The following is a 21,569-nucleotide window of genomic DNA, read 5'->3' on the forward strand; positions in this document are numbered from 1 at the left end:
CAATAAAAAATGAAAAAATACTTAATCATATTTACAGTAGCTTTTCTTTTCGCATCATGTTCTGATGATGAAAAATACGAAAGGCTCAATCAAGACCCAAAAAACCCAACCCAAGTATCAGAAGACTTTTTGTTTACTTCGGCAACGGTGAGTTTGGGAGACTTTTTGGCAAGCCCAAATGTAAACATCAATATCTTTAGATTCGTAAGCCAGTACCTCACAGCTACAACTTACGTAGATGAACCAAATTATGATTTGACAAACAGAAATATACCTCAGTCTCAATGGTCTGAAATTTATAGAGATGTTTTATTAGATCTTGATGATGCTAAAGGATATATAAATGATAATGCCGATCTTTCTCAAAGTGAAAAGGATGCACGCATAGGACAAATTGAAATTATTCAAGTTTATGCATGGCAAGTTTTGGTTGATACCTTTGGAGATATACCATATAATGAAGCTTTACAAGCAGAAACTAATACGCTTCCAGCTTACGAAGATGATGCTGTTATTTATGAAGATCTCATAGAAAGACTTCAAGCTGCGAGTACATTATTAAATTCTGGACAAGGATTTATTGGCCCAGATGTAATATTTGGAGGTGATATGAGTAAATGGAATAAATTCAACAACTCTCTTCAACTTAGATTAGCAATGAGAATTTCTGACAGTAATCCAAGTTTATCAAAAAGCGCTGCAGAAGATGCCGCTAGTAAGGGAGTTTTTACAGGAAATCAAGATAATGCGATAATAGCTTATCAAAGTTCACCGCCTAACACCAACCCATTATGGGAAGATTTAGTACAAAGCGGGAGATCTGATTATGTTGCAGCAAATACTATAGTTGACATCATGAACGATCTAGAAGATCCAAGACGTACCTATTATTTCGATCAAAATCTAGGCGATGGTGTTTATGAAGGAGGAATCTATGGATCTCAAAATCCATTTTCTGGATCAACTCATATAGGGGAAGCCTTTAGGGATCCAACACATGCAGGTATATATTTAGATTTTGCTGAAGTTTCATTTCATTTAGCAACTGCATCAGATTTAAATTATAATGTTTTTGGAGATACAGAAACACATTACAACAATGCAATTACAGCATCTATGAACTATGCAGGTATTGATGATCAAGATGCCATTGATACTTATTTGAGTAAACCGAATGTTTCTTATGATCCTGCAAACTCCAACGCCTTAATAGGAACTCAATTTTGGATTGCTATGTTTGATAATCCTTTGGAAGGATGGTCAACTTGGAGAAAATACGATGAACCAAGCTTAAACCTACCTGGATCGACAGAAAATCCAGTACCAGTGAGATATACTTATCCTGTAAATGAGCAAAATTTGAATGAAGCAAATTACAATGAAGCTTCTCAAGCTATTGGAGGAGATACACAACAGACCCCGATCTTCTGGGATGTGAATTAGCTTATAATTCTATAATATAGTATCAAAAACCTGCTAGATTTCTCTAGCAGGTTTTTTTGTTGCAAATCACCCTTAAAGTGGGGATTTAATCTTTTAAATAAGATTTGACTTAATATCATGGTTTCCCTAAAATCCAACTAGATATTTTAAAATAAAGACATACTCTTTAGTAAGGATAAATTCAAGACATAATTTAAGACATAATTTAAGACTTAACTATGTATTGAAAATTGAAAGGCATCTCTCACAAAAAAAATAGCTTCAATCAGATAATTTATTATTAAGAAAATATTTTAAAAAAACCTAAACCAAAATCGATCTGATTTCTAGTCTTTAGACCATGAATTCATTTTTATGGGTAAATCTGACTTTATTCGATAAAATAAAGTGGTTCATTCTCTAAAAATCTTTTTTACTCAGCCGATTTAGTTAATTTTATAACTCCTGTTTATAAAATTAATAATAATGCCAAACAATACATAAAACACTGTTTTTCAGAATTTTAAAAAATTTTAATGAAAATATTTTAATAAATTATATAAATTTAACGTTAGTATCTTGTTAATATTTGAAAATGCATTTAAGTTTGTAATTGGCTAATTTACTTAAACAAATGATATGAAAACAAAGTTAAATGGAATTCTAACACTATTTTTAGTGTTACTTGTGCAAATTACGTTTGCACAAGAGAAAACAGTGACCGGAACGGTGACCGACGACTCTGGGTTACCCCTTCCGGGAGCAAACGTATTAATAAAGGGGACCTCTGTTGGAACACAAACCGATTTCGACGGGAATTATTCTATCGAAGCAGAGAGCAATCAACAAATTATCTTTACTTATATTGGTTTTGCATCTAAAACCATAAAAGTAGGCGAACAAACAGTTATTAATGTACAGATGGAATCTGGTGAAGCATTAAACGAAGTAGTTGTAGTTGGCTTTGGTACAAGTAGAGAGAAGAAATCATTAGGTTATTCAGTAAGTTCAGTTGAATCTGAAGGCTTGGAAGATAGGTCTGAAGGTGATCTTGGCCGAGTTCTCAATGGTAAAGCTTCAGGAGTTGTCATTAACAATTCTAGTGGTGTTTCTGGTTCTGCAACCAATATAAATATAAGGGGCTACACATCTATAAGTGGAAGTAATCAACCTTTATTTATTGTAGATGGTGTTCCTATTTCTAATGACACCAACGCTATTGGTGATTTCCAAGACGGTAATTCAGGTTCTTCGAGATCTTTAGATTTAGATCCAAACTCAATTGAAAGTGTTTCTGTACTTAAAGGTTTTGCAGCGGCAACGGTATATGGATCTGCGGGTAAAAATGGAGTTATATTAATTACAACAAAAGCAGGTTCTGCAGGTACATCAAAGAAAAAAAGTGAAATCTCAGTATCTCAAGGTCTCTTTTTTAATGAAATAGCTTCGCTTCCAGATTACAATAGCAAATTTGGTAATGGTTTTGATGGTGCTTTTGGAAATTTCTTTTCCAATTGGGGGCCTGGTTTATATGAACAAGGTTTTGGGGGATATGCAGAACCAGCAAGTGGTATAAGCTCAGATGGAACTTATAATCACCCTTATAATAGAAGTAATCTTGCAGATGTTTTTCCACAATTTCAAGGTGAAACTCTTCAATGGGAAAACCAACCCAACAACGTAAAAGATTTTTTTAGAACAGGTATAGTCAGAAGTACGTCTATAAATATTGGAAGTACTTCAGAAGATGGAAAGGTTTCATACAATGTAAATTTTGGGCACCTAGATGATGACGGGTTTACGCCGAACAATAACATTACTAGAACAAATTTTTCGGTTGGTGGTAGAGCTTTGTTGTCAAACAAAATTACTGTAAACTCTACAATAAATATTTCAAGAACAGATTTCACAACTCCACCAGTGGCTTTAGGTGACGGTAATGGTACAACTGGAGATGGTTTATCGGTATATTCAAACATATTTTTTACGCCTAGAAATATTCCTCTAATGGAATTGCCTTTTCAAAATCCATTAACAGGAGCTAGCGTGTATTATAGGAATGATGAGGCTATTGTAAACCCAAATTGGGTAGCTAATAATAGCTTCGTAAATCAAACTACGTCTAGAATGAATAGCTCAAATACTATAACCTATGATGTAAATGATAATTTAAATATTTTATATCGTTTAGGTTTAGATGTTTACTCGGAGCGCAATGAAGCAGGAACTAATATTGGTGCTACATCGGGTCCAATACTAGGTGAGTATTCTTCTTTTACTAATGCGAATATTGTTTGGGATCATAACTTCCAAATTAATGGTAATTATGATTTGTCCGATGATATTAATTTGAATTTTACGGTTGGTGCTACATCCAGATACAATAAATATGATAGAGATGGTGTGCACAGTTCTGGACAAGTAGTATTTGATGTGTTTAGACATTATAATTTTAGACAACAATCTCCTATACAATTTCAAACATTCCAAAACATAGTAGGAATTTATGGAGTTGCAGATTTTGAGTACAAAGATTATCTGTATTTCAACTTATCTGCCCGTAACGACTGGGTGTCCAATCAAATTAATAATTCACAATTTTATCCTAGTACTAGTGTATCGTTTTTACCTACCTCTGCCTTTTCTGATTTAAGAAGTCAGGATGGTTTAAACTACTTAAAAATTAGAGCAGGTTATGGTACATCTGCAGGTTTTGCTTCTGGTTTCCCTACCGTAAATACTTTACCACTTAACACTCGATTCTTTCAGCAGCAAGGAGCAAGTACTCCTGTTGCCAACAATTCTTTATCTAGAATTTTAGCAAATCCAGATATTAAGCCTGAATTATACGAAGAGTTTGAAATTGGATTAGAAGCCAGAGCAATAGATAATAGAGTGTCTTTGGATTTTTCTTATTTTAAAAGAAACACTACAGATTTGATAATCGATAGACCACTTGCACCAACGACAGGTTTTACATCGACACAGTTTAATATTGGTAAAATAGAGGGCTATGGTTTTGAAGGTGACTTGGGATTAAAGGTAATTCAAAATGAAGGAAATGGATTGAACTGGGATGTAAACCTTAATTATACTAAAATACGTTCTGAGGTTACAGATTTAGGACTAGAACCAACCGATGATCCAGTTGATAATGCAATTTCATATTCTGGATTTTCTAATCTTGGTAATGCAGCAATTGAAGGATTTCCGTTTAGTAGTATGATTGGTTCGTCTGTTGCTAGAGATGAAGATGGCAATCCACTTGTTAATTCTCAAGGAACGTATATAATTGATCAAGGACCAAATGTGATTGGTGATGCTACTCCAGATTTTTTAACAAATTTTAGTACCACTCTATCTTATAAGAATTTTTCATTGTACACTTTAATTAGTTATCAACATGGAGGTGATATTTATTCTAATACAATTGCAACAATGTTGGGAAGAGGGGTGACCACAGATACAGAAAATAGATTAGATACTTACATATTACCGGGAGTGAACCCTGCGGGTCAAGAAAACACCACCCAAATCAATAATTCTACTTACTATTTTGATGTTTTCGGTATTGGTGCTCCAGATGAATTAAAAGTATACGATGGTTCTTTTATTCGTTTGGCAGAAATTTCATTAACCTATAGGTTTCCAAAAGAATGGTTAGAATCTACACCTTTTGGCAACTTATCTATTGCAGTATCTGGTAATAACCTTTATTATAATGCTCCAAATACTCCTGAGGGTGTTAATTTTGATCCGAATATAACAGGAACTGGTGTCGGTAATGGTAGAGGTTTTGACTTCTTAAATGGTCCGAGCGGAAAAAGATATGGATTTACCTTAAGAGCAACTTTTTAAAAAATAAAAAAAATGAAACATATTAGACATATAATTATTCTGTCTCTGAGCCTATTAACACTTTACTCGTGTGAGACAATAGATTTGGATAAAACAGAAAACCCAAATGAGTTAAGTCCAAATGAAGCGAATATTGACTTAACGATGAATGCAATCTTAGTAAGAACTGGTGATTTTACAAACACAATGGGTGCTTACGGGTCTGAATTGACACGACTTGAAAATATGTTTGGGAGAAATTACCTAAATGTATATGGTCCAGCCGATTTCAATTTAGCTTGGAACCAAGCATATTCTGATATTTTGAATGATATCCGTGCTATGAATAGTCAAATTGAAAATTTGGAAGGTGAGTTTGAAAAGCATAGAGCTGTTGGAGAAGTCATCGAGGCATACATCATTGTGACGCTTGTAGACTATTTTGGAGATATTCCTTATTCAGAGGGTTTAGATCAAACTAACTTTACACCAGCTTTGGATAGTGGTAGCGATGTATATATTGCGGCGTTAAATTTACTTGATAATGCTATTACTAAATTTCAACTACCTACAACTATTGAATTAGAAACTGACTTCTATTATGATAATGACTACGGAAAATGGGAAAGATTAGCAAATACTTTGAAAATGAAAATCTTTTTTCAACAACGATTAGTTAATCCAGGTTTGATAGATGATTTCAAAGCAATTGCTAATACTAGTAATTTTATACAAGAAGGGGAAGATTTCGTTTTTAATTGGGGAAGTAATTTAGATAATCCTAACTCTAGACATAAAATTTATCGTGACCAATATAGACTAGGGGGACCTGAAGGTTCGTATATGTCCAACTGGCTTATGGATAAAATGAGAAATGGACAATCTAATGTTGAGGATCCAAGAGTTCGTTACTATTTCTATAGACAGGTAGATGATGTAGTATCTAATGTTGATCCAATCACAGGGTCTGAGAAGAGATGTATAGTACAGACCATACCTCCACATTATGATACAAACAATATACTTTACTGCTTTCCAGAAGACAATTTTGGATTATGGGGGAGAGACCATGGTCAAGATGATGGTATACCTCCAGATGGGTTCTTAAGATCTGCATTCGGTTTATATCCTATAGGTGGACGTTTTGATGATAGTAGTTTTGAAATCATAGATGGTAATAATTACGGAGCTGAAGGAAATGGTATTACTCCTATATTATTGGCTTCTACTGTAGAATTCTGGAGAGCTGAAGTTGCTTTAGAAGTGGATGCAAATCCCGGTGCAGCTTCGCAATTTTTGCAAAATGGGATGGTAAAACATATTAATTATGTTCAAAGTTTTGATGGTAGAAGTGTTCAAAGTTTTGATAGATCCACCATTCCAGATGCTGCACAGGTAAACGATTATATTTCAGCAGTCGCAAATCAATTTGATACATCAAACGCTGAGGAGCAACTAAATCTTTTAGCTGAACAATTTTTCATATCTTTAATAGGAAATGGAACGGATGCCTACAATTTTTATAGAAGAACAGGTGCCCCAACAGACATTCAACCAAGTGTAGAGCTTGATCCAGGTCCCTTTCCAAGAACGCTTTGGTATCCATCCTCAGAAGTTCAAGCTAATCCAAATGTATCTCAAAAGTCTGACTTAACAATAAAGGTATTTTGGGATAATAATCCAGATACTGGTTTTCCTGAAAATAACTAAAAAAATAGAAACTAATGAAAACACTCATAAACAAAGTAGGTTTTGTAACAATAATCCTTCTACTTATAGGTTGTAGCGAAGCTGATATAAGTACAGAAGAATTGCAAGATGCTACTACTCGAGGAACAGTTTTAAAGACTCTTGAGACTAATTTGGAGTTCCAAATTGGTGAAGAAAATTTAATAAGCATTTCAGCAGAAGTAATAGATCAAAGAGGACAAGATGTTGAAAAGGTAGATGTTTTTATATCATTTTTTGACACTTCCACTGAAGATGGAGACCCGAATAATATTTCAAAAGATGAAGCATTATTTGAATCGGTCCCTGCTAGTGATTTTAATACCAACAATGAATATCCGATTTTTAATTTTGATTTTACAGGTTCAGAATTTGATGATTTTTTCAATTTTAGTGAAGTCGATTACGCTGGCGGTGGTCGAATAAATGTACGCTTAGAATTGGTAATGAATGACGGGACGGTCTATACAAGCACCAATGTAAATGGTATTGTTTCTGGTGGGGCCTTCTATCTCTCACCATTCCAATATAACTTGAATCTTCTTTGTCAACCAGATGATCCAGCGGATGGAACTTGGACCATAGAATTACAAGATTCGTTTGGTGATGGATGGAATGGAGCTGAACTTATTATTTCTTTGGACGGAGAACAAACTTCATTTACAATAGAAGATGGTTCTAGCCAAACAAATACCTTTGAAGTTCTCCCAATTACAGAAGTAGTCTCTATTATATATTCTTCAGGAAGTTTTGATGGGGAAGTTACGTTTCAAGTTATTGCATCGAATGGCAATACTGTTGTAGATGCTGGCCCTAGTCCTCCTGCAGGGCCAGAATTAATCAACTACTGTAATACTAGCTATCAATAATAAATAAATCAAGTTATTTTAAATAAACAAAAGCTGCTAGAGAAATCTAGCAGCTTTTGTTTATTTAAAAACCATCCCGTCCTTACATAGCGATACACTAAAATCTTAGTGTAATGCAAACATCAATAAAGAGTGAGTATGTCAAGATTAGTCAGAAAGATTACTCGATTTCTTTTAATCTTCAAGTAGTCGAAGCAATTGAATCTGGTCAATTTGGACTTTTGATGATGCTGAGCTGACCACTATACAAGGTGCCATCGATGGACAAAACCAAACCACACCTGAGACCACTGAAATTACACTGCCAAAACTTCAACTTGGCATTGCTAAAACCACAAGTATTCACAGAGATTTTGATCTTACTACTTCCTTGAATATGGACTTTCGCTTTGCAGAAACCAATGATATTATTTCCTCTGGATCTATGAGTGCTACCCCCGCTTTTGGTTTTGAAGTTGACTGTATCAAGTTAGTGTAATTAGGGTTTGCTGATTTTCTAAGATAATTATTTTAAGTTATTGTATTACAGATATTTAAGCGTTAAAAACACTCCGTATTTTTTTTATAACTGCACTATTTGTTGTAAATTACTGTATAAATCCTTGCAGTTATGATACAATATACCCCAGCAAATCAACTTACTTTGGATGGCTTTTCGCATCCTTTTGATCGAGAATTATCTTCTGATAATCGTTGGGTAAAACTGTCAGTTCTTGTTCCATGGGACGCACTGGCACAGATCTATTCAAAGAGTCTCCACGCAAATTCGGGACGTAAAAGTATTGACGTAAGAATGGTAATAGCCGCAATCATCGTAAAGCACAAATTAGGACTAGATGATAGAGGTTGTGTTGAGATGATTAGTGAAAATATCTATTTGCAATATTTTTGTGGGTTAAAAAGTTTTCAAACTCAAATACCTTTTCATCCTACAGTCTTTGTAGATATACGTAAACGTATGGGGTCGAGCAGTTTTGATTCTTGGAATGTTTTAATCATGGAGAAAGCAGATCAATTAAAGCCCACAAAGCATAAGATGATTTACAATAATAACGATAAGGATAATAATCCTAACGAGCCCTGTTGCAGTTCTAACAATAAGGGTAAGCTAAAAATTGATGCCTCGGTAGCTAATCAAAAAATAGTATTCCCTACTGATGCAGGACTGCTTAATACAGCAAGAAAAGAAAGTGAGCGTATGATAGACTTGCTTTGTAAAAAAGTAGCAACAGGCATTAAACCTAGAGATTATCGTAGAATAGCTAGAACAGAATACCTCGTTTTTTCTAAAAAACGAAGGAAGTCTAAAAAAGTAATCCGTAAATTTATAAGAAAGCAAATCAGCTATTTAAAACGTAATTTAGGTTATATAGAAAATTTGCTTAACCAAATTCAAGAACAAAGAGAGCAACCACAAAAGCTAGGAATGTTTGTAGATTTGGAAAACAAATACCCCTTTAGATTCCCATTGTCTGATAGAGACCAGAAATTATATTGGGTAATTCAGCATCTTTATGAGCAACAAGTCTATATGTATGAAAACAAAATTCATAGTGTAAAGGATAGAATAGTTAATATTTACCAGCCTTATGTGCGTCCTATCCCAAGAGGAAAGGATAAAGCAGCCACAGAATTTGGCGCAAAGATAAGTGCAAGTGTTGTAGAAGGAATGAGTCGAGTAGAACACATTAACTGGAATCAATTCAATGAATCTACAGACTTAATACTGCAAGTAGAAGCTTATAAGACTGTTCATAATCGCTATCCAGAATTAGTGCTGGCAGATCAAATATATCTTAATCGAAAAAACAGGAAATGGCTCAAGGAAAAGGGAATACGTAGTGTTGGAAAGCCACTAGGAAGACCTCCCAAAGTAGAGCTCAGCGCCTATCAAAAAAGGAAACTCAAGAAGGAGCGCAAGGAAAGGAATCACATTGAAGCTAAATTTGGACAAGGAAAAAACGCCTACGGTCTAGCAAGCATAAAAGCAAAAAGGAGCGACACTTCACAGAGTTGGATTGGAGCAATATTCTTTGTGATGAACCTTATAACATTAACAAAAATAGCCGAGAAATATGCTATTTTTTGTGCCTTTTTCAAAATGAGACTTATTCAATGGGATAAACTCTTTCGTAAAACAAATTACAACATATATCTAATCAAAAATAGCCAACCAAAACATACAAATCAACAGTATCAATATGTATACTAATTTTGAAAATCAGCAAGCCCTAATTAAGAGGCGGTGTTGGTAATTTTCAAAACCTTGAATCCCTTGGTGGTGAGGGAACCAACATTGGCTTCCAACCCAATTTTGGAGTAGGATTTCGGTATAAAGGAATTCAAATTGACTACGCCCTTACTGATATTGGAGACCGAAGCCTTGCCTTATATTCCAATGTTTTTTCTTTAAAGCTAGATTGGTCCGTATTTAGATAAAAGTTTAAGTCCCTGACTCACAGAGTAATAAAAGTTAAATCTTGATTTTTTTTGTAAATTTAACATTATAATTTTGTTAACAAAAAGCTAAACCCATAGCCGTCGCGACGGCTAATTCTAACAAACAAAAATTATTAACAAATGAAACAAAATGTAAATTGGATCTTCTTATTCCTTTTCGCTTTAATCTCTCATGTGGGTTTTGCGCAAAGTCAAGAAGTAACAGGAACTGTTGTAGACAACAGTGGTTTACCCTTACCGGGAGTAAACGTAATAGAAGATGGAACTAGTAATGGTACTCAAACCGATTTTGATGGAAATTTCTCTATCGAAGTGGGACAAGAGGCCGTTCTGGTGTTTTCTTATTTAGGAATGAAAGAACAGAAAGTGACTGTAGGTAGTCAATCTTCTATTGAAGTAACATTAAAGGATGATACCGGTCAACTCGATGAGGTGGTTATAACTGCTTTAGGCATCAAAAGAGAGAAAAAATCTTTGGGTTATGCGACTCAAGAACTCGATGGAGATGAAGTATCTGATGTAGCGACACAAAATTTCACAAATGCTCTATCCGGAAAAGTCGCTGGACTTCAAGTAAAATCATCTGGAACCATGGGTGGTTCAACAAATGTTGTCATAAGAGGGAGTGCTTCTTTAACAGGAAATAATCAAGCTTTATTTATTATTGATGGGACTCCTATTATAAACCAAAATTCTAATACTGCTGGACAGACAAGAGGGCGAGGAGGTTATGATTATGGTAATGCAGCATCTGATATCAATCCTGATGACATCAAGTCGATTAATGTTTTACGTGGTGCAGCTGCATCAGCTCTATATGGAGAACGTGCTGCAAATGGTGTTATAATTATTGAAACCAAAAAGGGATCAAAAAATAAAGGTCTTGGAGTAAGTATAAGATCTTCTGTTATGTTTTCAAATGCTGACAAAAGTACATTACCAAAATATCAACAAAAATATGGCGCAGGTTATGGTCCATATTATCAATCTGATGATGGCTATTTCAATTTGAGTGATATCAACGGTGATGGTGTTTTAGATGAAACAACCCCTTTCACAGAAGACGCCTCTTTTGGTGCAGCATTTGACCCAGATCGAATGATCTACCAATGGAATTCATTATATCCAGGATTGGATACTTACCAGCAAGCTTCGCCATGGGTAGCTGCAGAAAAGACTCCAAATGACATATGGGAAACAGGTTACACTATGATTAATTCTGTCTCCTTAGATGGGGGAACTGATAAAAGTACTTACAGAGTCGGTTTTACTAACCTAGATCAAGAAGGTAGCCTTCCAAATAGTAGTATTAAGAGAAACAATATTAAATTTTCTGGGTCTCATGATTTATCAGACAAGCTAAGGGTAGCTTCTAATGTTAATTTCATTAAAACTGATGGTAAAGGTAGATATGGAACAGGTTATGATGGTTTGAATCTCATGCAATCCTTTAGACAATGGAATCAAACTAATGTTGACCTTTATGAGCAACGTGATGCCTATTTTCAAACAGGAAGAAATATAACCTGGAATCCTAATGGACCTGATAATTTAACACCTATATATTTTGATAACCCATACTTTACAAGATATGAAAATTATCAGACCGATACTCGTAATCGTTATTTTGGTAACATCAATTTAAATTATCAAATCAATGATGTATTTAGTGTATTAGGTCGTTTTACCTTCGATACTTATAGCGAATTACAAGAAGAGCGTAAAAATGTAGGATCAGTTGGTGTATCTAGTTACTCGAGGTTTGACAACAGAGTTGCTGAATATAATTACGATTTAATATTAAATTTCAATAAAGATTTAAATGATGATTTAAATCTTGACGGTAATATTGGTTTCAACCTTAGAAGAAACGAACAAACTTTTATAAGAGCAGAGACAAACGGGGGACTATTTGAAACTAGTCTTTATGCTTTGAGCAATAGTAAAAATCCATTGGAGCCGCCAGTTGAATATGAAGCAGACCAAATGGTTGATGGTGTGTTTGCTAGAACAAGTTTAGGTTACAAAGACACTTACTATTTGGAAGCCACTATGAGGAGAGATCGTTCATCTACGCTCCCAAAGGCAGATAATACATATTTTTATCCTTCGATCTCAACCAGTATTTTACTCTCAAACATAATAGAAAGAGATTGGTTAAGCTTTGCTAAATTCAGAGCTAAATATGCTCAAGTAGGTAGCGCGACACAGCCATTTAATGTTTTTAATACCTATAACATGACAACGCCTTATGATGGCCAAGGGATCGCTAGTAATAATGATGCTTTGTTCAATCGTGAGTTAAAATCTGAAACTTCAAAATCTTATGAAGTTGGTCTAGAAGCAAGCTTTCTAGATAATAGGCTTAATTTAGATTTCTCTTACTATAGAACAAGAACAGAAGATCAAATTACACCGGTTCCTGTATCTAATGCAACTGGGTATTTAAGGAAATTACTCAACGCTGGAGAAATAGAAAATAAAGGTATTGAGGTTTTACTTAGCGCAACACCTTTGGAGCTAGATGCCTTTAGTTGGAATGTTAGTGTAAACTGGTCTAGAAACAGAAATGAAGTAATAAGTCTAACAGATGGTATAGACAACCTTGAGCTAGCAAGCCTTCAAGGAGGTATATCTATAAATGCTGCACCAGGCGAACCATATGGGGCTATAAGAGGATCTGATTATGTATATGATGCTAGTGGTAGTAAAACTGTTAATAGCAGTGGTTATTACGAAACAACGTCATCAAATAATAATATAATTGGAAACATACAGCCAGACTGGAATGCAGGTATTACTAACACTTTTACTTACAAGAATTTCAGATTTAGCTTTTTGATCGATATACAAGAGGGTGGAGATATTTTCTCTCTCGATACTTGGTACGGTTTTGCCACTGGTGTTTATGATAGAACAGCAGGTATAAATGATTTAGGCAACGAGATGAGAGCCCCTTTAACAGGTGGCGCCGATAGCGGTGGTATAATTTTACCAGGTGTTAATGCTGATGGTTCTCAAAACCAAACAAGAGTTCCGTTCGACACCTATGCAAATCCTTACGGTTATGCTCGTGACGCTAATAAAGGGCATGTTTATGATGCATCCTACGTTAAATTGAGAGAATTGAACTTAACTTATAATTTTGGTGATAAAGTTTTAGAAAAATTACCATTTAATGGTGCTTCGCTTTCAATTATTGGTAGAAACTTATGGATAATTAATAAGAACCTGCCGTATTCAGATCCAGAAGCTGGATTAAGCTCTGGAAACATCCAAGGTTACCAATCTGGAGCTTACCCAGCTATGCAGCAGTATGGCCTGAATCTTAAGTTTAATTTTTAAACAAAAACAAAATGAAAAAATATTTTTTAACTTTTATAATAGCCTGTCTCTTCATCTCATGTGCAGATGATGATAAATATGAGAGGCTAAATCAAGACCCTAAAAACCCAACAGAGGTTTCAGAAGATTTTTTGTTCACATCTGCTACGGTAAGTTTAGGGGACTTTATGGCTAGTCCAAATGTAAATATTAATGTATTTAGATTTATAAGTCAATATCTAACGGCTACAACTTATGTTGATGAGCCAAATTATGCTTTGACTAATCGTAACGTTCCACAGTCTCAATGGTCTGAATTGTATCGTGATGTTTTACTGGACTTAGAAGATGCCAAATCAAATGTAAATGAAAATGAATTACTTACACAACCTGATAAAGATGCTCGGTTAGGTCAAATTGAAGTATTACAAGTATACACATGGCAAGTTTTAGTGGATACTTTTGGTGATATCCCATATACTGAAGCATTACAAGGTGAAGCTGATAATTTTTTACCTGTTTATGATGATGCAGAAACCATTTATGTAAATCTTATAGAAAGACTTCAAAATGCAAGAACGTTATTAAGCTCAGGAAAAGGCTTCGCAGGAGCAGATGTCATATATGGTGGAGACATGAGTAAGTGGAGTAAATTCAATAACTCATTACAGTTAAGGTTAGCAATGAGAATTTCTGATAGTAATTCTAGTTTATCTCAAAGTGCCGCTGAAGATGCAGCTAGCAATGGTGTCTTTACTGGAAATCAAGATAATGCCATTATTGTCTATCAAAGCTCACCCCCTAATACTAATCCATTATGGGAAGACTTAGTACAAAGTGGTCGTTCTGACTATGTTGCAGCCAATACAATCGTTGATATAATGAACGATTTGGATGATCCAAGACGTATGTATTATTTTGATGAAAATCTTGGAGATGGTGTTTATGAAGGCGGTATCTATGGATCTCAAAATCCTTATAATAGTTCAACTCATATGGTGGAAAGCTTTCTAGACCCAGCACACCCAGGAATTTTATTGGATTTTGCAGAGGTTTCATTTCATTTAGCAACTGCAACTTCCACAGATCTTAATTATGATGTATTTGGGAATGCTTCAACTCATTATGAAAACGGTATAACAGCTTCTATGAATTACGCTGGTATTGATGATCAAGATGCAATAGATGACTATTTGAATCGACCAGATGTTTTTTATGATTCTGCAAATTCTAATGCTTTGATAGGAACTCAATTCTGGATAGCTATGTATGATAATCCTATAGAAGGATGGTCTGTTTGGAGAAAATATGATGAGCCAACTCTCAACCTTCCAGGGTCAACTGGAAATCCAGTACCATTAAGATATACTTATCCTATTAATGAACAAAACTTGAATGAAGCAAATTATAATGCAGCTTCTCAAGCAATAGGTGGTGATTCTCAACAAACTAGATTATTCTGGGATGTGAATTAAACATTCATTTATTATACTATTTACGAAAGCTGCTAGAGAAATCTAGCAGCTTTTTTTATTGCAAAACCCTAACTTTGTAGAATGATAAAAATTATAGTATTCTTGCTTCTGTCCTCTTCTCTACTCTACGGGCAACAAACTGAAAAGGTTGACTTTTTAGAACTAAATGCTACAGTTACTATCGATACCATTAATTTTGAAATAAAAGGACAAGTAGAAGTCAGTTTCAGGACCCTAAAAGATGTAGATTCTGTTTATCTAGACGCAGTCGATATGCGCATTAAACCTTCGGAATCAAATACTCTCAAAATTGTTAATACAGACGATAAAATTTGGATGACAAGTAATTTTAAAAAAGATAAAAGCTATTCGGCTACTTTTTCTTATCAGTGCGAGCCTAAACAAGCGCTTTACTTTGTGAGTTTCAACTCAACTTTGAAAGCCTATCCGTCTCAAGTCTGGACCCAAGGACAAGGCAAATACACTTCCCACTGGTTGCCAAGTCTTGATGATATGAATGATAAGGTGATCTTTACTATTACTTACGAGGCTCCTAAGAATTATGAAGTGATTGCTAATGGCAGCCTAAACAAGACAAGGTCTAGATTGAACCATAAATCTTGGCACTATGAAATGCAAAAACCGATGAGTAGCTACTTAGTAGGTTTTGTAATGGGAGACTTCAGGCGAACGTCTGCAAAAAGCAAAAAAGGTGTTCCACTGCAAGTCTATCTTGAAACCAGACATCTGGATAAGATGAGTTACACTTATCAAGACCATGTCAAAATCTTTAATAGTCTAGAAAACAAAATCAATATAAATTATCCTTGGCAAAATTTCAAGCAAGTCCCAGTCCGAGATTTTTTGTATGCTGGTATGGAGAATACAACACTCAATACCTTTTCTGAAGAATTTGTCGTGGATAGTATTGGAGCAAATGACAGGAGTTTTGTAAACGTCCAAGCGCACGAATTGGCTCACCAGTGGTTTGGTAATTCGGTGACCGAGGCTTCATCTAGACACCATTGGCTTCACGAAGGCTTTGCCACCTATTATGCCTTGGAGGTAGAAAAGGAAGTGTTTGGGGAGGAGTATTATTATTTTAAACTTTTTAAAACCGCAGAAGAACTTAAAGCTAAAAGTGATTCTGGACAAGGACAAGTACTCGTAAGCCCTGGAGGAAGCTCTTTAACTTACTACGAAAAAGGAGCTTGGGCGCTTATTATTCTAAAAAACACTGTTGGTGAGGCTGTGTTTCAAAAAGCTATTGAAAGTTATTTAAATAAATATGCTTATAAGAACGTCACCACAGAAGATTTTATGACTGAGGTTGAGTTTCATTACGGTCAACCTCTCACTAATTTTAAAGAGCTATGGCTTAACCAAAAAGCATTTCAGTCTAAAGAAACCTTATTGTTTTTAAAGAAGCAGGAGTTTATTCAAAACTACTTAAAATTGGCTGCTTTTAGAGAAACCCGACTGAGTCTTAAAACAGATAGAATTAGTAACGCTCTTGATTTCCCTGTGAATGATTACTTAGGACAGGAAGCTGTACATCAGCTTAATGGTGGAGACTTTGACCTCTCGATTCCACTCTATAAAAAGGCGTTTGAAACCAATAATCTATATGTTAGGCAGGCCATTGCGAATTCTTTGACTTCTATTCCCAAGGAACTCAAGGCAGACTACGAAAGCCTGCTTAAGGACGATTCATATACCACTGTCGAAAAAGCATTATTTAACCTTTGGAGAGCCTTCCCTGAAGATAGGCATACCTATTTGGAGGCCACGGAAGCTTCTGTTGGTTTTCAAAATAAAAATATAAAACTCCTTTGGCTCACTCTCAACTTAGCTACACCAGATTATCAGCCTGATAAAAAGCCTTCGGTTTATGGTGAGTTAAGCAAGCATACCCAACCAGGCTACCCGTACCAAGTGAGAGAGAATGCTTTTGGATATTTATACCAAATTGATACCTTCTCAAAAGAAAATTATAAGGATTTAATGGAAGGTGTTTTTCATCCTGTGTGGCAATTCAAAAAATTTTGCAGAGAACTTCTGGATACCTTGATGAATTCTGAAAAGCATTCTAAAGCCCTAAATAAACTAGCTCAAGATTTTAGTATTCGAGAAAAGACTTTTTTCAACACTAGGTATTAAAATAATTGCCTGATTTCATTTTTTAAAAAGGCAATACCCGTATCACTTGGTGAAGATCTTTCGAATAATTCTGTTAACACTACTTCTCTTAATTTTTGAGCGGAGGTAATTTTATCACTCATAGCCGTTTTTCGGATTAAAGAAATAGTCGAATTTTTGGAAGCCTTAATAGCCTCCCAACATTTTTGACTTACATAAACTTGCTGGACCAAATTATGCTCAAACTCTTGTTCTATTGATGCTATAAGTAAGTTTTCATAATCGTATTTATTTTCTCCAACAGGTTTTATCCGAGAAAGCAATTGACCAGGTGAAATGCGTTCAAGAAACAAAACCAATCGTTCAAAAGCTTGTAATCTAAGGGGTAAGACTTCACTCCTATTCTCTTTTCTAAGCTCCATATATTGCATTTCCTTTTGATGATCTACAAATGTTTTAAAGAAATAAAAGGCTATCACCCCTACTATTATCGATGGTATTAAATAAGATAAATACCCTAAAAGTTCTGAAGCTGACTGCATTGCTTAGTTTTAATTCAAATATAGATATTATGATCAACTTCACCTTTTTAGACTATAAATTAAAAACTGGAAGACTTAAAGATTGGGTGTAAATTGATTAATTTTGAACGAATAACCATATGACTTAAAATTAGAATCTTGCAAGATTATATTAAACAACTTAATGAAGCTCAACGCGAAGCTGTTTTACAGAAGGATGGACCAATGATTGTGATCGCGGGAGCAGGTTCTGGCAAAACAAGAGTGTTAACCTATAGAATTGCTTATTTGATGAGTGAGGGTGTAGACTCTTTTAATATCCTTGCCTTAACATTTACCAACAAGGCAGCTCGGGAGATGAAGAATAGGATATCTAAAATTGTTGGACCAGAAGCCAAAAATTTATGGATGGGAACTTTTCACTCAGTATTTGCGAAAATATTGAGGTTTGAAGGGGATAAACTCGGTTTTCCTTCCAACTTTACGATATACGATTCCAACGATTCCCAACAATTGATGAGGTCTATCATTAAAGAAAAGAATCTCGACAAGGATATTTATAAATACAAGCAAATTCAATCGAGAATTTCTTCATTTAAAAACAGCCTGATTACCGTAAAAGCTTATCATCAAAACCCAGAATTGAAAGAAGCAGATGCTATGGCTAAGCGACCTAGACTAGGAGAAATCTATCAGGAATATGTTGATCGTTGTTTTAAGTCTGGGGCTATGGATTTTGATGATTTGTTGTTAAGAACCAATGAGCTTCTAACACGTTTCCCTGAGGTACTCGCTAAGTACCAACAAAAATTTAAATACATCTTAGTAGACGAGTATCAAGATACCAATCACTCTCAATATTTGATTGTAAGAGCTTTAAGCGATAGGTTTCAAAATATATGCGTAGTTGGAGACGATGCACAAAGTATTTATGCCTTCCGTGGAGCCAACATCAATAATATTTTAAATTTCCAAAAGGATTACAGCGATGTAAAATCTTACAGACTAGAGCAAAACTATAGGTCTACTAAAAACATCGTTGATGCTGCAAATTCCATTATTGAAAAAAACAAAACCAAGCTCGACAAAGTGGTGTGGACGGAAAACCTTGAGGGTTCTAAAATTCATGTAAATCGACTGGTGAATGATGCTGAAGAAGGCCGATTTGTTGCCAACTCTGTTACAGAGAAGCGCATGCAAGAAGGTGCCAAAAACGGAGAATTTGCTGTATTGTACCGTACAAATGCCCAGAGTAGATCTATTGAGGATGCCCTGAGACGTAAGGATATTCCATACCGTATTTATGGCGGTCTATCCTTTTATCAGAGAAAAGAAGTCAAAGATATTCTTGCTTATTTAAGGTTGATTGTAAATCCTAAAGATGAAGAATCTCTAAAAAGAGTCATTAATTATCCCTCAAGAGGTATAGGACAGACCACGATTGACAAATTAACACTGGCGGCCAATCATTATAAAAGGACGATTTTTGAAATCATCGAAAATATAAATAAACTCGACTTAACTATTAATAAAGGCACTCAGACAAAATTGGTCAACTTTGTTAATATGATTAAAAGTTTTAAAGTTCAGAATGACTCCTTGAATGCCTTTCAAATCACAGAAATTGTATCCAAAAAAACAGGACTTCTCCAAGAGTTTAAAAAAGATGGCACCCCAGAAGGAATTGCTAGAATAGAGAATATTGAAGAGTTACTTAATGGTATTAGCGATTTTGTAGAAGGCCAAAAAGAACTGGTGAATGCCGAGGGATCGCTTACAGAATTTTTGGAAGATATCGCTTTAGCAACGTCATTAGACAAAGAAACAGCCGATGAAGATCGCGTTGCTCTTATGACGATTCACTTGGCCAAAGGACTTGAGTTTCCTTACGTATACATCGTAGGCCTTGAGGAAGATCTATTCCCTTCTGCTATGAGCATGAGTACTAGATCTGAACTTGAAGAAGAGCGACGATTGTTTTATGTAGCCTTGACTAGAGCAGAAAAAGAAGCTTACCTCACCTATGTGCTTTCAAGATACCGCTGGGGGAAATTGATCGATGCTGAACCAAGTCGGTTTATTGAAGAAATCGATGAGAAGTATCTAGACTATATGATTCCAAAAGACGATTATAGATACAAACCTCTTATCGATAAAGATATATTTGACGAAGTAGATAAGTCCAAGTTAAGGCAAACTAAACCAGAAAACGGGACCCCTCCTCCAAGTCATAAACCAACTGAACAGCAACTAAAACGACTTAGAAAGATTAAACCAGAAGGAGACTCTACTCCTACCCAAAAAGCAAAACCTATGCAGTTGGATGTAGGGCAAATGGTAGAGCATACTCGATTTGGTAAAGGAGAGGTCCTAAATATGGAAGGAGTGGGGATGGATAAGAAAGCAGCGATTAAGTTTGAAAATGGAGGGGTTAAGAACCTCATCCTGAAGTTTGCTAAACTTAAAGTTATCTCTTAATGTTAACAGTCACCAAACTCATTGTTGCGCTATTATCAATATTCAGTATCATACTGTTGAGTTTTACTTTCTTTATTGATCAGGATTCCGAGCTATATCGCCTAATTCATTATTACGATTTCGGCCTTTGCATGATCTTTTTGTATGATTTTTTTGTACAGTTATATAAAAGAAAAAAACGCTGGCAGTATTTCTACACCTACGGCTGGTTGGACTTATTGTCATCCCTTCCTGTTATAGATCAATTTAGATACGTAAGAGTCCTTAGGATTTTTAGAATTTTGCGAATAGTTAAATCTATAAATAGGCTTTATAAGTTTATTATTACCAACAAAAAAGCAAGTCTCTATGGATTGATAGTTTTTGTATCTACCATAACTTTAATTTTAAGTTCAACATTTGTTTTATACATAGAAAAAGACGTAGGTAATATCCAAACGGCTGAAGATGCTTTGTGGTGGAGCTATATCACAATCACAACCGTAGGTTATGGGGACTATTATCCAGTTACTAATCCAGGCAAACTTGTTGCAAGTATTTTAATACTTAATGGAATAGCTATTTTTGGTACTATCGTATCCTATATTACAGATAAAGTGAATACCATCAAAAAAAGATCATCTATAGGTGAATAATTTCGTAAATTAGAGTTCATTTTAATCATAAGAACATGGCAGAACTCATCAAACTTTACGAAGAAAATCCTTCAGAAAAAGAAATAAAGCGCATTGCAAAAGTTCTTAAAGATGGTGGTTTGGTAATTTATCCCACAGACACCGTTTATGGACTTGGGTGTGATATCAATAATACCAAAGCCCTAGAAAAAATTGCACGTCTCAAAGGAGTAAAACTTGAAAAAGCCAATTTCTCTTTTGTTTGTAAAGATTTAAGCAACCTGTCTGAGTATGTCGCTCAACTTGATTCTGCGACATTCAAAATTTTAAAACGCAATTTGCCTGGACCTTATACTTTTATATTACCAGGTAATAATAATCTCCCTTCAGTCTTTAAGAAGAAAAAAACAGTTGGTATAAGAGTACCAGATAATAAAATCGCGCAAATGCTTGTTCAACATCTTGGTAATCCAATTATTTCGACATCAATCAAAGATGATGACGATGTTGTAGAATACACAACAGATCCAGAATTGATTGCAGAAAAATGGGATAAACTTGTAGACGTAGTCATAGACGCTGGTTATGGTGATAACATTGCATCTACGGTTATTGATTTAACGCAACCGGAACCAGAGCTTATAAGGCAAGGTAAAGGTTCAGCTAATATATAAAGTAAAAAAAACGGCAACGTTACAGTTG

At 35.0% G+C, this 21,569-nt stretch carries 13 protein-coding genes and 2 pseudogenes; 14 read left to right on the forward strand and 1 reads right to left on the reverse strand.

All coding sequences use genetic code 11. The annotated features are described in order from the left end of the window. The first annotated feature begins 9 nt into the window (after positions 1-9). The 11 genes and pseudogenes from LB449_RS07765 to LB449_RS07805 all read left to right on the forward strand — a co-directional run bounded on the left by LB449_RS07765 (position 10) and on the right by LB449_RS07805 (position 17,275). On the forward strand, positions 10-1,443 hold the full coding sequence (locus LB449_RS07765) for a SusD/RagB family nutrient-binding outer membrane lipoprotein (protein ID WP_224454531.1): 1,434 nt from the start codon (positions 10-12) through the stop codon (positions 1,441-1,443). A 618-nt stretch (positions 1,444-2,061) separates the two neighbouring features. Next, entirely contained in the window at positions 2,062-5,280 is a 3,219-nt protein-coding gene (locus LB449_RS07770) for a SusC/RagA family TonB-linked outer membrane protein (RefSeq protein WP_224454532.1), read from the forward strand. A 12-nt stretch (positions 5,281-5,292) separates the two neighbouring features. Further along, positions 5,293-6,969 carry a SusD/RagB family nutrient-binding outer membrane lipoprotein gene (locus LB449_RS07775; protein ID WP_224454533.1) on the forward strand — a complete coding sequence of 559 codons (1,677 nt, stop codon included), beginning with the start codon at positions 5,293-5,295 and terminating at the stop codon, positions 6,967-6,969. 14 nt (positions 6,970-6,983) lie between these two features. Next, positions 6,984-7,856 (forward strand): hypothetical protein, encoded by an 873-nt coding sequence (locus LB449_RS07780; protein WP_224454534.1) that lies wholly within the window; start codon positions 6,984-6,986, stop codon positions 7,854-7,856. A gap of 113 nt (positions 7,857-7,969) precedes the next feature. Continuing rightward, positions 7,970-8,095 (forward strand): hypothetical protein, encoded by a 126-nt coding sequence (locus LB449_RS13975; RefSeq protein WP_262901850.1) that lies wholly within the window; start codon positions 7,970-7,972, stop codon positions 8,093-8,095. Then, positions 8,062-8,331: pseudogene (locus LB449_RS14130) on the forward strand (hypothetical protein); the annotation flags it as partial. The gene LB449_RS13975 and the pseudogene LB449_RS14130, both read left to right, overlap by 34 nt. Positions 8,332-8,466: 135 nt before the next feature. Then, entirely contained in the window at positions 8,467-10,068 is a 1,602-nt protein-coding gene (locus tag LB449_RS07785) for an IS5 family transposase (protein ID WP_317196208.1), read from the forward strand. A gap of 23 nt (positions 10,069-10,091) precedes the next feature. Continuing rightward, a pseudogene (locus tag LB449_RS07790) lies at positions 10,092-10,295 on the forward strand (hypothetical protein); the annotation flags it as partial. Positions 10,296-10,436: 141 nt separating this feature from the next. Beyond that, entirely contained in the window at positions 10,437-13,661 is a 3,225-nt protein-coding gene (locus tag LB449_RS07795) for a SusC/RagA family TonB-linked outer membrane protein (RefSeq protein WP_224454535.1), read from the forward strand. A gap of 11 nt (positions 13,662-13,672) precedes the next feature. Then, on the forward strand, positions 13,673-15,115 hold the full coding sequence (locus LB449_RS07800; RefSeq protein ID WP_224454536.1) for a SusD/RagB family nutrient-binding outer membrane lipoprotein: 1,443 nt from the start codon (positions 13,673-13,675) through the stop codon (positions 15,113-15,115). An 81-nt stretch (positions 15,116-15,196) separates the two neighbouring features. Beyond that, positions 15,197-17,275 (forward strand): M1 family metallopeptidase, encoded by a 2,079-nt coding sequence (locus LB449_RS07805; RefSeq protein WP_224454537.1) that lies wholly within the window; start codon positions 15,197-15,199, stop codon positions 17,273-17,275. Here the strand turns inward: LB449_RS07805 and LB449_RS07810 are convergent. Continuing rightward, positions 17,272-17,796, reverse strand: coding sequence for a DUF7935 family protein (locus LB449_RS07810; RefSeq protein WP_224454538.1), 525 nt, complete (start codon positions 17,794-17,796; stop codon positions 17,272-17,274). The two genes, LB449_RS07805 and LB449_RS07810, sit on opposite strands and share 4 nt — an antisense overlap. A 138-nt stretch (positions 17,797-17,934) precedes the next feature. On the opposite strand from LB449_RS07810, the gene LB449_RS07815 reads away from it, so the two are divergent. From LB449_RS07815 to LB449_RS07825, 3 genes are read left to right on the forward strand one after another with little or no spacing between them, the layout of a single operon-like run. Beyond that, a complete protein-coding gene (locus tag LB449_RS07815) occupies positions 17,935-20,253 on the forward strand; it encodes an ATP-dependent helicase (RefSeq protein ID WP_224454539.1) in 2,319 nt (772 codons plus the stop codon). After that, positions 20,253-20,888, forward strand: coding sequence for a potassium channel family protein (locus tag LB449_RS07820; protein WP_224454540.1), 636 nt, complete (start codon positions 20,253-20,255; stop codon positions 20,886-20,888). The genes LB449_RS07815 and LB449_RS07820 overlap by 1 nt, the downstream gene beginning before the upstream one ends. Before the next feature lie 35 nt (positions 20,889-20,923). Then, positions 20,924-21,541 carry an L-threonylcarbamoyladenylate synthase gene (locus tag LB449_RS07825; protein WP_224454541.1) on the forward strand — a complete coding sequence of 206 codons (618 nt, stop codon included), beginning with the start codon at positions 20,924-20,926 and terminating at the stop codon, positions 21,539-21,541. Positions 21,542-21,569: the final 28 nt, after the last annotated feature.

Origin of the sequence: Psychroflexus lacisalsi (assembly GCF_020164495.1) — a bacterium.
Taxonomy (GTDB): domain Bacteria; phylum Bacteroidota; class Bacteroidia; order Flavobacteriales; family Flavobacteriaceae; genus Psychroflexus; species Psychroflexus lacisalsi.

What these genes read in the sequence shown, in the direction of transcription:
- LB449_RS07795 (WP_224454535.1), top strand. Translation starts at nt 10,437, where the DNA reads ATGAAACAAAATGTAAATTGGATCTTCTTATTCCTTTTCGCTTTAATC.
- LB449_RS07810 (WP_224454538.1), bottom strand. Translation starts at nt 17,796, where the DNA reads ATGCAGTCAGCTTCAGAACTTTTAGGGTATTTATCTTATTTAATACCA.
- LB449_RS07775 (WP_224454533.1), top strand. Translation starts at nt 5,293, where the DNA reads ATGAAACATATTAGACATATAATTATTCTGTCTCTGAGCCTATTAACA.
- LB449_RS07800 (WP_224454536.1), top strand. Translation starts at nt 13,673, where the DNA reads ATGAAAAAATATTTTTTAACTTTTATAATAGCCTGTCTCTTCATCTCA.
- LB449_RS07770 (WP_224454532.1), top strand. Translation starts at nt 2,062, where the DNA reads ATGAAAACAAAGTTAAATGGAATTCTAACACTATTTTTAGTGTTACTT.
- LB449_RS07820 (WP_224454540.1), top strand. Translation starts at nt 20,253, where the DNA reads ATGTTAACAGTCACCAAACTCATTGTTGCGCTATTATCAATATTCAGT.
- LB449_RS07785 (WP_317196208.1), top strand. Translation starts at nt 8,467, where the DNA reads ATGATACAATATACCCCAGCAAATCAACTTACTTTGGATGGCTTTTCG.
- LB449_RS13975 (WP_262901850.1), top strand. Translation starts at nt 7,970, where the DNA reads ATGCAAACATCAATAAAGAGTGAGTATGTCAAGATTAGTCAGAAAGAT.
- LB449_RS07825 (WP_224454541.1), top strand. Translation starts at nt 20,924, where the DNA reads ATGGCAGAACTCATCAAACTTTACGAAGAAAATCCTTCAGAAAAAGAA.
- LB449_RS07765 (WP_224454531.1), top strand. Translation starts at nt 10, where the DNA reads ATGAAAAAATACTTAATCATATTTACAGTAGCTTTTCTTTTCGCATCA.
- LB449_RS07780 (WP_224454534.1), top strand. Translation starts at nt 6,984, where the DNA reads ATGAAAACACTCATAAACAAAGTAGGTTTTGTAACAATAATCCTTCTA.
- LB449_RS07805 (WP_224454537.1), top strand. Translation starts at nt 15,197, where the DNA reads ATGATAAAAATTATAGTATTCTTGCTTCTGTCCTCTTCTCTACTCTAC.